The 12,858-nt window shown below is 61.2% G+C and carries 14 protein-coding genes; 8 read left to right on the plus strand and 6 right to left on the minus strand.

The window, feature by feature from the left end; translation table 11 throughout:
• The first annotated feature begins 67 nt into the window (after positions 1–67).
• Entirely contained in the window at positions 68–691 is a 624-nt protein-coding gene (locus tag J7U39_RS10795; RefSeq protein ID WP_210628228.1) for a carboxymuconolactone decarboxylase family protein, read from the plus strand.
• A 33-nt stretch (positions 692–724) separates the two neighbouring features.
• Here the strand turns inward: J7U39_RS10795 and J7U39_RS10800 are convergent, their stop codons facing one another.
• Positions 725–1,699 (minus strand): alpha/beta hydrolase, encoded by a 975-nt coding sequence (locus tag J7U39_RS10800; RefSeq protein WP_210631645.1) that lies wholly within the window; start codon positions 1,697–1,699, stop codon positions 725–727.
• Positions 1,700–1,739: 40 nt separating this feature from the next.
• Positions 1,740–2,063 (minus strand): hypothetical protein, encoded by a 324-nt coding sequence (locus tag J7U39_RS10805; protein ID WP_210628229.1) that lies wholly within the window; start codon positions 2,061–2,063, stop codon positions 1,740–1,742.
• On the opposite strand from J7U39_RS10805, the gene J7U39_RS10810 reads away from it, so the two are divergent.
• Positions 2,053–2,616 carry a nucleoside 2-deoxyribosyltransferase gene (locus tag J7U39_RS10810; protein ID WP_210628230.1) on the plus strand — a complete coding sequence of 188 codons (564 nt, stop codon included), beginning with the start codon at positions 2,053–2,055 and terminating at the stop codon, positions 2,614–2,616. The two genes, J7U39_RS10805 and J7U39_RS10810, sit on opposite strands and share 11 nt — an antisense overlap.
• A 12-nt stretch (positions 2,617–2,628) precedes the next feature.
• Here J7U39_RS10810 and J7U39_RS10815 read toward each other — a convergent pair whose 3' ends face one another.
• A complete protein-coding gene (locus J7U39_RS10815) occupies positions 2,629–3,516 on the minus strand; it encodes a LysR family transcriptional regulator (RefSeq protein WP_210628231.1) in 888 nt (295 codons plus the stop codon).
• A 113-nt stretch (positions 3,517–3,629) separates the two neighbouring features.
• Here J7U39_RS10815 and J7U39_RS10820 point away from each other — a divergent pair, with 113 nt between their 5' ends.
• The 4 genes from J7U39_RS10820 (at position 3,630) to J7U39_RS10835 (ending at position 7,081) form a co-directional block, all read left to right on the plus strand.
• Positions 3,630–4,481 carry an oxidoreductase gene (locus J7U39_RS10820; RefSeq protein WP_210628232.1) on the plus strand — a complete coding sequence of 284 codons (852 nt, stop codon included), beginning with the start codon at positions 3,630–3,632 and terminating at the stop codon, positions 4,479–4,481.
• Positions 4,482–4,632: 151 nt separating this feature from the next.
• Positions 4,633–5,631 carry a 2-dehydropantoate 2-reductase gene (locus J7U39_RS10825; protein WP_210628233.1) on the plus strand — a complete coding sequence of 333 codons (999 nt, stop codon included), beginning with the start codon at positions 4,633–4,635 and terminating at the stop codon, positions 5,629–5,631.
• Between the two features lie 216 nt (positions 5,632–5,847).
• Positions 5,848–6,159, plus strand: a complete 312-nt coding sequence (locus J7U39_RS10830) for a DUF1883 domain-containing protein (protein WP_210628234.1) — start codon at positions 5,848–5,850, stop codon at positions 6,157–6,159.
• 247 nt (positions 6,160–6,406) lie between these two features.
• Complete coding sequence (locus tag J7U39_RS10835; protein WP_210628235.1) at positions 6,407–7,081, plus strand: VIT1/CCC1 transporter family protein; 675 nt, start codon at positions 6,407–6,409, stop codon at positions 7,079–7,081.
• Between the two features lie 13 nt (positions 7,082–7,094).
• Here J7U39_RS10835 and J7U39_RS10840 read toward each other — a convergent pair whose 3' ends face one another.
• Positions 7,095–8,411 (minus strand): replication-associated recombination protein A, encoded by a 1,317-nt coding sequence (locus tag J7U39_RS10840; protein WP_210628236.1) that lies wholly within the window; start codon positions 8,409–8,411, stop codon positions 7,095–7,097.
• Positions 8,408–9,811 (minus strand): DegQ family serine endoprotease, encoded by a 1,404-nt coding sequence (locus tag J7U39_RS10845; protein WP_210628237.1) that lies wholly within the window; start codon positions 9,809–9,811, stop codon positions 8,408–8,410. The genes J7U39_RS10840 and J7U39_RS10845 overlap by 4 nt, the downstream gene beginning before the upstream one ends.
• Positions 9,812–9,944: 133 nt before the next feature.
• Between J7U39_RS10845 and J7U39_RS10850 the strand changes: the two genes are divergently transcribed.
• Both J7U39_RS10850 and J7U39_RS10855 read left to right on the plus strand, forming a co-directional pair.
• Entirely contained in the window at positions 9,945–10,325 is a 381-nt protein-coding gene (locus tag J7U39_RS10850; RefSeq protein WP_210628238.1) for a DUF1232 domain-containing protein, read from the plus strand.
• Positions 10,326–10,344: 19 nt separating this feature from the next.
• Positions 10,345–10,695, plus strand: coding sequence for a hypothetical protein (locus tag J7U39_RS10855; RefSeq protein WP_210628239.1), 351 nt, complete (start codon positions 10,345–10,347; stop codon positions 10,693–10,695).
• 49 nt (positions 10,696–10,744) lie between these two features.
• On the opposite strand, the gene ilvD is transcribed toward J7U39_RS10855, so the two are convergent.
• Positions 10,745–12,583, minus strand: a complete 1,839-nt coding sequence (gene ilvD, locus J7U39_RS10860; protein WP_210628240.1) for a dihydroxy-acid dehydratase — start codon at positions 12,581–12,583, stop codon at positions 10,745–10,747.
• Positions 12,584–12,858: the final 275 nt, after the last annotated feature.

Here is a 12,858-nt window from a genome sequence, read left to right on the forward strand (position 1 = left end):
CTGACTGCGCAGGATTGCTGTCCGGCATATCTACCCTATCCTTCTCGCAATAGAGGAGGACCATGTCATGGCTTTCATTCACACCCCGGATGCATCCGCCAGCGAGAGGACGACGTCGATGTACGCGTCGGCCGAGGCGAATTATGGTTATCTGCCGAACATGTATCGTGCCTTCGGCCACCGGCCGGAGGTGATGGAGAGCTGGGCGGGGCTGCTTTCGAGCATTCGCGGCCATATGAGCCTCAGGCGCTACGAATTGGTGACGCTGGCGGCGGCCAAGGAGCTTAAATCCTCTTATTGCATGCTGGCGCACGGCTCGGTGCTGCTGCGCGAGGGATTTACCAGCGAGGGACTGACGGCAGTTGTCAACGAGACCGAAAGGGCACCAATCGATGCCGGCGAGCGTGCGATCATGGCCTTTGCGGCCAAGGTGGCGCGCGATGCGACATCGATCACGCAGCACGATATAGACGGGTTGAAGAAACACGGGCTGAGTGACGCCGAAATTTTCGACGTCACGGCCGCCACAGCGGCCCGCTGTTTTTTCTCGAAAATGCTGGATGCGCTCGGCGCTGCGCCCGACCACGCCTATATCGAGCGGCTGGAGCCGAATGTGCGAAAGGCGCTCAGTGTCGGCCGGGAAGTCGAGCGGCCCCTGGCGCCTTCACCCTCGGGCGGCACATCGCAATGATGCAGTGTCGGCTGACGCCAGCGGCTGTGGCCCCTACTCTTCCGGTTTTTCGGCAAAATGCCGAATCGCAAACTCGGCAATAGTCTGACTCGAGCGATCGGCATCGTCGAGTATCGCGGGAAACAGCTGCCACTGATGCGGCATGCCCGGCCAGACCTCGGTGGTGACATCCACGCCCTGCCCGCGCGCTTTGTCAGCGAGGCGCAGCGTGTCATCAAGCAGGGCTTCGCCGGAACCGACCTGCAACAATAGCGGCGGGAATCCGGTCATGTCGGCATAAAGCGGTGATGCCTGAGGATCGGTGGCAGGCCGGCTGCCGAGATAGGTCTTGCGCAAAGTCTCGATCAACGCCTTATCGACCAGCGGGTCGCTGCCGGCATTCGCCGTCATCGATCCGCCCGTCGCGGCAAGATCGGTGATCGGGCTCAGCGCAATCACGGCCGCCGGCAAGGGTTTGGCCGCCTGCTTCTGCCGCAGCACCGCCTCGAGCGCAATGTTGCCGCCAGCGCCGTCTCCTGCCACGACGACGTTCTCGTTGCTATAACCGTTATCAAGAAGCCAGCGATAGGCCGTCAGCGCGTCGTTGATCTGGGCGGGATAGGTATATTCCGGCATCAGCCGATAATTGATCAGAAGCACGTCGCTGGATGCGGCCTTGGCGAGCGAACCGGCGAACAAGCCGTGCGTACGGATGGAACCACCGGAAAAGCCGCCGCCATGGATGTAGAGAATCACCCTTTTGCCGATCGGGTGATGGAGCCGGGCGGGCCACATCAGCTCGCCATCCACGCCGTCGGCATCGACCTGCCGGACCTGGATGCGCGTCGGCCCCGGCATCGTTTCCATCAGCCTGGCGAAAGCAGCCCTGCGCTCTTGCAGGCTGTCGGCGCCGGCAAAGTGCTCCTTCCACAGGCCGAGCAGTTTTTCGACCTGCGCACGCGAGGACTGGCTTTGCGGCCCGATTTCTTCTCCCAGCGCCAGCGGTGCCGATAGGATCAGCGCGGCGATGGCGGGAAACAGATATCCGAGCCGCTTCGGCGCACTTCGATCAGCATTTGACAAAATCCGCCCCTTCATCAATCTCTCCCGATGATGCTGCCATGACCGTATCATTGGCTGCTTCGCCCAGCGAAGTCAAAAGGGTGACAAGCGCAACCTTTCGCTTTTTCACGTCTCCAACGAGCAGGCTGATGCCGGCCCGCGCGGCAGCTGCCGGCCTGCTGCGGGCTGATCGGACTGTCAATGGAAGAAATCGAAATTGTTGCCGGCGCGGCTTGCCATCTGCCAGGCTTCCATCGGAAATGGATCCCGCCCTGCCCTCAACTCCCGTGCTTCGGCTCGCGTAGAAATGAAGGATACCGATGACCACCATTTACCTTGCCGGCCCGGAAGTCTTTCTTCCCGATGCAATGCCCATCATGGCAGAAAAACGCCGATTGGCGCGTCAGTGCGGCTTCGAACCGACCGGCCCCGGCAGCGACGAAAATCAAACGCCGATAAAGCGGACAGCTGCGGAGATTTACGCCCGCAATGACGTCGCCATGCGTAAGGCGGAAATCTGCCTCGCCAACATCACACCCTTTCGCGGCGTCAGCGCCGATCCGGGCACGGTCTACGAGATCGGCTTCATGATTGCTCTCGGAAAATCGGTCTTCGCCTATACCAACCACCCCGACGACTACGGCTTGCGCGTCCGCTCGATCTGGTATGCGGGAATGGAGATCGACGAGACGAGCGGACGCCCGCGCGGGCCTGACGGCATCGCAATCGAAAATCACGGCATGGCCGACAACCTGATGATCGACGGAGGCGTCGAGGCGGCAGGAGGCAAGGTATTCCGTGCAACCACCCTGCCGGCGGATCCTGCCCGAGACTTGGCGATTTATTTTGAGGCGCTTCAAACGATCGCTGGCTTGCGCGGGTAGGATTGGGCTCTTTCACACCGCCCTGATCGCGTCGATCACCGCCCTGAAGCCCGCAGATATATGGCGGCGGCTCGGATAGTAGATATAGAGCGGTTCCTCCGGCTGACACCAGTCGTCGAGCACCTGGATGAGTTCGCCGTCGGCAATGGCCTTTTCGACGCGGGGCTCCCAGATATAGGCAAGGCCGACGCCGCCGAGCGCTGCCTGCATCATCAGCTCGTGATCGTCGAGCGACAGTGGTCCGGTCGGCTGAAAGCTCACCGTCTGGCCGTCCTTCTCGAATTCCCAGGCATAACGTGCACCGGAGGGAAACATGTTCTGGATGCAGAGGTGGCGCTTGAGCTCGTAAGGCGTTTCCGGCTTCGGGCGCCTCTCGAAATAGGCGGGTGAACCGACCACGACCAGGCGGATACGCGGCTTGATACGCAAGGCGATCATGCCTTCGGTGACACGTTCGCCGAAACGGATGCCGGCATCAAACCCTTCCTCGACGATGTCGACCAGCCTGTCGGTCGCGTTGATTTCCAGCTGCAAATTGGGATTGCGTTGAAGCAATGGGGCGATGACACGGCCAATGACGAAAGGACCGATGGAATTCGGCACGTTGATTCTCACCCTGCCGAACGGCGTATCGCGGTATCGGTTCAGCGCATCGAGCGCGGCCGCCATCTCCCCGAAAGCCGGAACGAGATGTGAGACCAGGAGTTCGCCGGCTTCCGTCAGCGAAACGCTGCGTGTCGTGCGGTTGAGCAGGCGGATGCCAATTCGGTCTTCCAGATTGAGCACCGCATGGCTGACGGCAGAGGCTGTGACGCCCCGCTCCTCGCCCGCCTTGCGGAAGCTCTTGTGCCGCGCCACGGCCACGAAGGCCGCCAGTTCGGAAAGTTCAGTGGCCCTCATTGCTGAGTTTTGCTCATCATAGTTTCAATAATACCGAATCTTATACAGCATCTGGTTTTCAGTCAAATTCAGTCCGTCAGCACAGAGATGCGACGCCAACAAAGGAATTCGTCATGAAAGTCTGGTTTATCACTGGTGCATCCCGCGGTTTCGGCGCGCTGATGACCAAGGAAGCACTTGCATCAGGCGATGCCGTCATCGCCACGGCCCGCAACCCGAAGACCATCATCGAACAATTCGGGGACCATCCGAACCTGCTGGCCGTCGCGCTCGACGTCACCAACGAGGCGCCGGCCAAGGAGGCTGCGGCCGCCGGCATCGCCCGCTTCGGCCGCATCGACGTTCTCGCCAACAATGCCGGTTACGGCCTGCTCGGCGCCGTCGAGGAAGCCACAGCCGAAGAGATCGAAAAGATCTATGCCACCAATGTCTTCGGTCTCCTGAAGGTGACACGCGCCGTACTGCCCTATATGCGTCGCCAGCGTTCCGGCCATATCCTGAACTTCTCCTCGATCGGCGGCTATTTCGGCTATCCCGGCTGGGGCGTCTACGGCTCGACCAAATTCGCAGTCGAAGGGCTGTCGGAATCCATGGCCGCCGAAGTCGAACCTTTCGGCATCAAGGTGACGATTGTCGAGCCTGGCTTCTTCCGCACGGACTTCCTCGCCGACACCTCGCTGGCAATAAGTCCTGCTTCCATCGCCGATTACGAGGGCACGCCGGCTGGAAACATGCGTAATTTCGCCGTCGACGCCAATCACGCCCAGCCCGGCAACCCCGCCAAGCTCGCGGCCGGCATCATGACAATGGTCAACTCGGCCAACCCGCCGCTGCGCATGCCGTTCGGCAGCGATACGGTCGCCATGATCGAGGCGCAGCATGCGAGTGTCGAAAAGGAACTGGCCGTCTGGCGCGAGCTTGCCGTCTCCACGGATTTTGCAAGCGACGCAACCGCTCGGGCCTGAGCAGCCAAGACCAATGCCGCCGTATTCGGATTTGGACGTGCGGCAGCGCCATGGAGGTGATACAAAGAACGCCTTGCGGCAAATTGGCATTCGCCTCTCGCCGGGGATGGCCTAGATGTAAGTCAGACCGTGACCCCTGAAGAGGCAACACATGCCCATCAAGACCATCTGTATTTATGGCGCCGGCGCCCTTGGCGGCGCCATCGCCGCCAAGCTCGCAGGCAGGGAAGATAACGACGTCGCCGTCGTCGCGCGTGGGGCGCATCTCGATGCGATCCGCAGCCACGGCCTCAGTCTGCGCGAGGCCGATGCGCAAACCCCGCTCAAGGTACGCGTAACGGCAACCGACGATCCGAAGACATTGCCGCGGCAGGATCTCGTCATCACCGGCCTCAAGGGACATCAGCTGTCGCCTGCCGCCGAAGGGATCGCCGGTCTGCTCAAGCAAGGCACCCGCGTCGTCATGATCCTCAACGGCATTCCATGGTGGTATTTCCATCGCGATCCCAGGAGCGGACATCAGGAACTGCAATTCGACGAGCTCGATCCCGGCGGCAGGCTCTGGCGGCTGATCAGCCCGGAACGCGTGATCGGCTGCGTCGCCTATCAAGGTGCGGAAGTGGTCAAGCCAGGCGAGATCCAACTTTCCCACAAAGGCCGCTTCGTACTTGGCGAGCCCTCCGGTGAAATGTCTGCCGAGCTTTCGGCCATAGCAGCGGTGCTGAGCGGCGCCGATCTCAATATTACGACCACGGCCGACATCCGCAGTGAAATCTGGAGCAAGTTGATGGGCAACGCCGCCTTCAACCCGATCAGCGCTCTGACACGGGCGCTGATGACCGACATCATGGCGGATCCGGCGCTCATGGACATGGTGAGCAAGGTCATGAAGGAAGTGCGCGCTGTCGGCGATGCGGTCGGTGCGGATTTCGCCATGTCTGTCGAGCAGCGGCTGGAGCAGTCGCGCCACATCGGCGGCGTTCGGACCTCGATGCTGCAGGACCTGATCGGCGGCAAGGCGCTCGAAATTACCCCGCTTGTCGGCATGCTGGTGGCGCTCGGACGCCTGACTGCCGTGCCGACGCCGGTATCGGAGACGATCCTGGCGCTGGTGACGCAGCTGGATCGGGAAAACCGGCGCGGCAACTGACAACCAGGAGAACGGCGGCCATCAGGGCGACCATTCCTTCCCGACATGGCGTGGGAGATTTCCGCCGCCCGCCTTTATGCCATAACTATATTTTTGCCCCTCGCCACGCATGGATTTCCTATCGCAGGCATGGGCTAAAGGGGCCGATTTCCAACTTTTCGTTAACTGGCATGCTGGTAAAATCTCGTCGCCAAGTTATCAGACGCCGCGAGACCGATGCCGAAACCGAATTTCCGCTTCACCCATTACGATCTCAAGGAACAGCGAGCCGGAACGATCGTCGAGGTGTCGCTGAATGCGGTGAACAATGTTCGTCTGATGACGGCGCCGAACTTCCAGCGTTTCACCGAGGTTCTCGATTTCAAATATATCGGCGGCGTGGCGCGCAAGTCGCCGGTCAAGCTCGCCGTTCCGGAAAGCGGCCACTGGCATGTCGTCGTCGACATGGAAGGCCATCACGGGCTCGCGGAATCCGCCGTCAAGGTGATCGCCGCGCCTGTCAATCAGAAGACACCACGCCCTTCCTGAGCTTTGCAGCACCGGCATCTTTTCTGACGCGCCAGGACAGGCACGGACGTGCTTTGTCGACAAACCGTGATCACGAGACGCCCAATCGTACTGATCTTGATCACGATCAATGAATCATCCCGAGTCGTCGTTCACAATTCTCAGTCGCGGGGCTTCCACCACGCCGCCAGCTGCAGTCCGCTCCCATTCATACTCGGATCGCCGAGAGAGGAACAGCAGACGAAGATCTCATCACCTGGGGCAGCCCATGACTTCGAACCCGATCGATCGTGTCACTGATATCATCGATCCCGGCGATGCACTCGGTGAAGTCCTTTTCGGACTGATCATGGCGCTGACTTTGACGGTCGGCTCGAGACTTGTTTTTGAAGAAGAGGGGTTGGATGCTCAGGAGTTGATCGTCGCAACAGTCGGATGCAACGTTGCCTGGGGGATCATTGACGCCGTTTTGTTCGTTCTGGGGACGACGTTTTACAAGAGCAGGCGGCTGCGCCTTTTTCGGCAAATCAAAGCCGCCGGAAGCGAGACTGCGGCGCTCAACATGCTCGCGAAAGAATTCCCGATCGAAGAAGCACCGTTTTCTGCAAAGGCTGCCGATGCAGACGCGCTTTATAGATCACTGCTGACGCTCGCACGCAGGGCCGATCCTGTGAGGGCGTCTCTATCGAAAAATGATCTCCTTGCCGCCCTCGCGGTCGTTTTTCTCGTCTCGGTCACGTCCATTCCGGCCGTGACCCCTTTCTTTCTCATCGACAGCGCCCACCTCGCTCTGAGAGTCAGCAACCTGTTTCTCATCATGCTGCTGTTCGTGACGGGTTATGCGTGGGCGAAATTTTCGGGAGGCAGGCCTTTTTATGCGGGGATGACGATGACTTGCCTCGGATTGCTTCTGGTCGCCATAGCGGTCGCTCTTGGCGGTTAACCCCGCCCACGCGTCAGCGCGGATTGCGTTCTTTGCGCAGCTTCGCCCACCATTCCAGCCGCTTACGGATATCCCGCTCGAAGCCGCGCTCCGGCGGATCGTAGAAAGTCTGGCGGCCCATCTTCTCCGGAAAATAATCCTGGCCTGAAAAGGCGTCCGGCTCGTCGTGATCGTAGCGATAGCCCTCGCCGTAACCCTCGCCCTTCATCAATTTCGTCGGCGCGTTGAGGATATGCTTCGGCGGCAGCAGCGAGCCGTTCTGCTTTGCGGCCTGGCTTGCGGCCTTGAAGGCGGTGTAGACGGCATTCGATTTCGGCGCGGTGGCGAGATAGACGCAGGCTTGCGCCAGCGCCAGCTCCCCTTCCGGCGATCCGAGATAGTCATAGGCATCCTTGGCGGCGTTGCAGATCACCAGCGCCTGCGGATCGGCAAGCCCGATATCCTCCACCGCCATGCGCACCAAACGCCGGCCGAGATAGAGCGGATCCTCGCCGGCATCGAACATGCGGGCAAGATAATAGAGCGCAGCATCCGGATCCGAGCCGCGCACCGACTTATGCAGCGCCGAAATCAGATTGTAGTGGCCGTCCTGCGCCTTGTCGTAGACTGGGGCGCGGCGCTGGACGATACGCGTCAACGCTTCGGTATCGAAGCTCTCGCCCTCGCGGGCAGCACGCCAGACCTCTTCGGCGAGCGTCAGCACGGCGCGGCCGTCGCCATCGGCCATGCGGATCAGGCTGGCGCGCGCCTCCTCGGTCAGCGGCAGCGGCTTCTGCTCAATCGCCTCGGCGCGCGTCAGCAATTCCTCCAGGCTCTCCTCGTCATGTGACTTGAAAGTGAGGACGCGGGCGCGCGACAACAGAGCGGCGTTGAGCTCGAAGGAGGGATTTTCGGTGGTGGCGCCGACGAGAATGACGGTGCCGTCCTCCATAACAGGCAGGAAACTGTCCTGCTGGGCGCGGTTGAAACGATGAATCTCATCGACGAACAGCAGCGTCTGGCGACCGTCCATGCGGCGCATGCGAGCCGCCTCGAACACCTTCTTCAGATCGGCGACGCCGGAAAAGATCGCCGATATCTGCTCGAAGGCCAGCCCCGCCTCACCGGAAAGCAGCCGCGCCACCGTCGTTTTGCCGGTGCCTGGCGGACCCCAGAAGATCATCGATCCGAGCGAACCACTTTCGATCATCCTCTTCAGCACGCCGTCCTCACCGGTCAGATGTTCCTGACCAGTGACATCGGCAAGCGTCTTCGGCCGCAACCGGTCGGCAAGCGGCCGCCTGGCGGCAACCTCTTCCGGAACACGCGGCGCGAAGAGATCATTGCTCATCGGAAGAACTGCCTGATACGCTGGCCATCGCGCTCGATCTCGACCCGCCAGAGACCGGGATCGCTGCTGGCTATCTCGGCCAGTTCTTTGGTCGATTTTACTTCCGTTCCGTTGATCGAAACGATGATATCCTTGGGCTCAAAACCCAGACGAGCCGCCGGGGAATCCTGCTTGACATCGGCAACGACGACGCCCGCCGATTCCGAGGGCATGCGCAATTCATCTGCGACGCGCGGCGACAGGTTTTCGACGACGGCGCCGGTAAAGGGCGTCCGCCCGCCAATGACGCGCTGGTCACGAGGCGAGGTCTCCGGCGCGCGGTCGAGCGCCAGCGACAACTGCTGCTCGTGGCCGTTGTCGATGACGGTAAGATTGACCGTTTTGCCGAGGCCGGCTGTGGTCAGGCGATAGAGCAACGCGTCCGGATGCTCGACGGCGATGCCGTTGACTGACGTGACGATCTGGCCGGCCTTCAGCCCGGCCTTCGCCGCCGGGCTGCCTTCCGAAACCTTGACGACGAGTGCGCCGCGCACTTTGTTGAGCCCAAGGGCTTCGGCAACTTCCGACGTCACCGCATCGAAGCTCGCGCCGACATAGGGCCGCTCGAAGGATTTGACGCCGGCATCGGCGGAAGCGAGGAAGACTTTGACGAGATTGGCGGGAATGGCAAAGCCGATGCCGTTCGAGCCGCCGCCGCGCGAGAAGATCGCGGTGTTGATGCCGATCAGCTCGCCCTTCATGTTCATCAGCGCACCGCCGGAATTGCCCGGATTGATCGAGGCGTCGGTCTGGATGAAGAAGCCGAACTCGTTCTTGACCACCTGGTTGCGGGCAAGTGCGGAGACGATACCGCTCGTCACCGTCTGGCCGACACCGAAGGGATTGCCGATCGCCAGCACGAGATCGCCGACCTCGACGGTATCGGAATTGCCGATCGGTAGTGTCGGGAAGTTTTCCTTGGTGTCGATCTTCAGCACGGCGAGGTCGACGCGGTCGTCGCGCAGCACCACCTTGCAGGGGAATTCGCGGCCATCTGACAGCGCCACCTTGATATCGTCGGCGCCTTCGACGACGTGGTTGTTGGTGACGACAGTGCCGTTCGCCTCGACAATGACGCCGGAACCGAGCGAGGACTGCTTTTCGGATCGATTCGGCATCTGCTGGCCGAAAAACTGCTCGAAGAAGGGATCGCCCGCAAAGGGCGACTGGCGCTGGATGATCTTTTCCGCATAGACGTTGACGACTGCGCCCGACGTCTGCTTGACGAGCGGTGCGAAGGAGAGCTGCATCTGCATCTGGCTCTCAGGCACCGTCTTTGCCGTCTGCGCCTGGGCCGCAGCCGGCAGAACGAGCATCAGAGCGAAGAGCGAAACGGAGGCGCGCTTGAACAGGCCTTGCATGGGTATCCCTTTTGAATCCTCTTGAGCAACGTTGTAGCGTCCGACGCTAGAAAGGAAAGAGGGCGGAAGCATGGAAGAATAAGGCAAGGGAGTGCCTTGATGGCGCTGCGAATTTGATTCAGGAAGGTCAACCATGCAACTGATATCAAAAGCTAAAATCTGGGCAAAGTCACTGAAGCGTGACATCGTTGCGCTGTGGCTTGCCGCCCGCGATCCTCGCGTGCCCTGGTATGCGAAAGCGGTCGCCGGCGCCGTCGCAGCCTATGCGCTTTCGCCGATCGATCTGATCCCCGATTTCATTCCCGTGCTCGGCTATCTCGACGATCTCGTCATCGTTCCGCTCGGCATCTTGCTGGCGACGCGGCTCGTGCCGGCAGAGGTGATGGCTGCGCTTCGCGTGGAAGCGGCTAGGCGGATCGAACGCCCTTCCGGCCGGGCCGGATTGATCTTCATCCTTGTCGTCTGGCTCGCCTGCATCATCTTTCTGGCTCTGGCGGTGCGCAAGCTGATTTGATCGGCAGTAAAGGAAGAAGATGATGACATGGCGAATGTCGGCCGCGCTCGGTTTGGCGATCCTGATTTTCTCATCGGATCTGGCATGGTCGGCGAGTTTCGATTGTGATGCGAAGGAATTGAAGCCGGACGAAAAGGCGATCTGCGACAATCGCGTCCTCAACGACGCCGACGTCAAGATGGTGACGACCTTCGAGCTGCTCTCCGGTCTGCTGGCCATGGGCTCGCGCGGAACATTGCAGGACGAGCAGACCGCCTGGCTGAAGAAGCGGCAGGAATGCGGGGGCGACGCCGCCTGTATCAAGGCTGCCTATGACGAGCGGATGAAGCAGCTCGGCGAGACCTACAAAAACATCAACCGACCGCTTTGACAGCGGCCGCGCCGCTGGACTCTTAATCAGGGGTTGTAGTTTCGACTACTCAGCGGGCGTTGAGATCCCGCACGGCGCCGCGGTCGGCGCTGGTTGCGAAAGCCGCATAGGCCTTCAGCGCGGTGGTGACGTTGCGCTTGCGAATCTCGGTCGGCTGCCAGCCCTTGCCTTCCTGCTCGGCGTGGCGGGCGGCGAGTTCGGCCTCGCTGACACGCAGGCTGATCGTGCGGTTCGGGATATCGATATCGATCATGTCGCCTTCGCGCACCAGGCCGATCGTGCCGCCATTCGCCGCTTCCGGCGAGACATGGCCGATCGAGAGGCCGGAGGTACCGCCGGAGAAGCGGCCGTCGGTAATCAGCGCGCAGGCCTTGCCGAGGCCCTTCGACTTCAGATAGCTCGTCGGATAGAGCATTTCCTGCATGCCGGGGCCGCCCTTCGGGCCTTCGTAACGGATGACGACGACGTCGCCGGCCTTGATCTCGTTGGCGAGGATCGCCTTGACCGACGCATCCTGGCTTTCGAAGACGCGGGCCGGGCCGGAGAATTTCAGGATCGATTCATCGACGCCGGCCGTCTTGACGATGCAGCCGTCCACTGCGAGATTACCCTTCAGCACAGCAAGACCGCCATCCTTGGAGAAGGGGTGTTCGACCGAGCGGATTACGCCGTTCTGGCGATCGGTGTCGAGCTCGTCCCAACGAGCTTCCTGGCTGAAGGCGACCTGGGTCGGGATGCCGCCGGGAGCGGCGCGATAGAAGTTGCGGACGGTGTCGCTGTTGGTGCGGGTGATGTCCCAGCGATCAATCGCATCGCCGAGCGTCTCGGCATGGACGGTCGGACAATCGCGGTTCAGGAGCCCACCCTTATCGAGCTCTCCGAGGATCGACATGATGCCGCCAGCGCGGTGGACATCTTCCATATGCACATCGCTCTTGGCGGGCGCGACCTTCGATAGGCATGGCACGCGGCGCGACAGTGCGTCGATATCGGCCATGGTGAAATCGACCTCGCCTTCGTGGGCCGCTGCAAGGATGTGCAGGACCGTGTTGGTCGAACCGCCCATGGCGATATCGAGCGCCATGGCATTCTCGAAAGCCTGCTTGGAGGCGATGGTGCGTGGCAGCGCCTTGACGTCGTCCTGCTCGTAATAGCGGCGGGCGAGATCGACGATCAGGTGGCCGGCCTCGACGAAGAGGCGCTTACGATCGGCATGGGTGGCAAGCGTCGAGCCGTTGCCGGGCAGCGACAGGCCGAGCGCCTCCGTCAGGCAATTCATCGAGTTTGCGGTGAACATGCCGGAGCACGAACCGCAGGTCGGACAGGCTGAACGCTCGATGACCTTGACGTCGTCATCGGAGATCTTATCATCGGCAGCCGCGACCATGGCGTCGACGAGGTCAAGCGCATGTGTCTTCCCATGCAGCACGACCTTGCCCGCTTCCATAGGACCGCCGGAGACGAAGACGGTGGGGATGTTGAGGCGCAGCGACGCCATCAGCATGCCGGGGGTGATCTTGTCGCAGTTGGAGATGCAGACCATGGCGTCGGCGCAATGGGCATTGACCATGTATTCGACGCTGTCGGCGATCAACTCGCGCGAGGGCAGCGAGTAGAGCATGCCGTCATGGCCCATGGCGATGCCGTCATCGACGGCGATCGTATTGAACTCCTTGGCGACGCCGCCGGCCGCCTCGATTTCGCGAGCGACGAGCTGGCCGAGATCCTTCAGATGCACATGGCCGGGAACGAACTGGGTGAAGGAATTCACCACCGCGATGATCGGCTTGCCGAAATCCGAATCCTTCATGCCCGTGGCGCGCCAAAGGCCGCGCGCGCCCGCCATGTTGCGGCCATGGGTCGTGGTTCTGGAACGGTAAGCTGGCATCGGTGTCTTCCTCGACATGTCGGAAACATCAGGCGAAGCCGGGCCGGCAATGAAGCCTGCGGGCCGGGCGAACGCCGCTTTTTGGAATTGTCCTAATCCAATCGATGGGGGCTGTCACTACCGGCAAGGCCAAATCCGGTACGCTGCCGGGAGAAGCGCGTTGAGCGCAATTCGAATATATACGGTTCGGCGGGACCTTTGGTTACACCCTATTCCATCACAGCCGAACACAAAAAATTGGCTTCCTGTCAGCAATATTCAAGGCATAGAAATTG

It is taken from the genome of Rhizobium sp. NLR16a, assembly GCF_017948245.1.
GTDB lineage: Bacteria > Pseudomonadota > Alphaproteobacteria > Rhizobiales > Rhizobiaceae > Rhizobium.

Bases quoted from the DNA above. Each gene is read 5' to 3' on its own strand.
- J7U39_RS10840 (WP_210628236.1), bottom strand. From the start codon at position 8,411: ATGAGCAATGATCTCTTCGCGCCGCGTGTTCCGGAAGAGGTTGCCGCC.
- J7U39_RS10835 (WP_210628235.1), top strand. From the start codon at position 6,407: ATGACTTCGAACCCGATCGATCGTGTCACTGATATCATCGATCCCGGC.
- J7U39_RS10845 (WP_210628237.1), bottom strand. From the start codon at position 9,811: ATGCAAGGCCTGTTCAAGCGCGCCTCCGTTTCGCTCTTCGCTCTGATG.
- J7U39_RS10825 (WP_210628233.1), top strand. From the start codon at position 4,633: ATGCCCATCAAGACCATCTGTATTTATGGCGCCGGCGCCCTTGGCGGC.
- J7U39_RS10810 (WP_210628230.1), top strand. From the start codon at position 2,053: ATGACCACCATTTACCTTGCCGGCCCGGAAGTCTTTCTTCCCGATGCA.
- J7U39_RS10820 (WP_210628232.1), top strand. From the start codon at position 3,630: ATGAAAGTCTGGTTTATCACTGGTGCATCCCGCGGTTTCGGCGCGCTG.
- J7U39_RS10850 (WP_210628238.1), top strand. From the start codon at position 9,945: ATGCAACTGATATCAAAAGCTAAAATCTGGGCAAAGTCACTGAAGCGT.
- J7U39_RS10815 (WP_210628231.1), bottom strand. From the start codon at position 3,516: ATGAGGGCCACTGAACTTTCCGAACTGGCGGCCTTCGTGGCCGTGGCG.
- J7U39_RS10795 (WP_210628228.1), top strand. From the start codon at position 68: ATGGCTTTCATTCACACCCCGGATGCATCCGCCAGCGAGAGGACGACG.
- J7U39_RS10805 (WP_210628229.1), bottom strand. From the start codon at position 2,063: ATGGTGGTCATCGGTATCCTTCATTTCTACGCGAGCCGAAGCACGGGA.
- J7U39_RS10830 (WP_210628234.1), top strand. From the start codon at position 5,848: ATGCCGAAACCGAATTTCCGCTTCACCCATTACGATCTCAAGGAACAG.
- J7U39_RS10855 (WP_210628239.1), top strand. From the start codon at position 10,345: ATGATGACATGGCGAATGTCGGCCGCGCTCGGTTTGGCGATCCTGATT.
- ilvD (WP_210628240.1), bottom strand. From the start codon at position 12,583: ATGCCAGCTTACCGTTCCAGAACCACGACCCATGGCCGCAACATGGCG.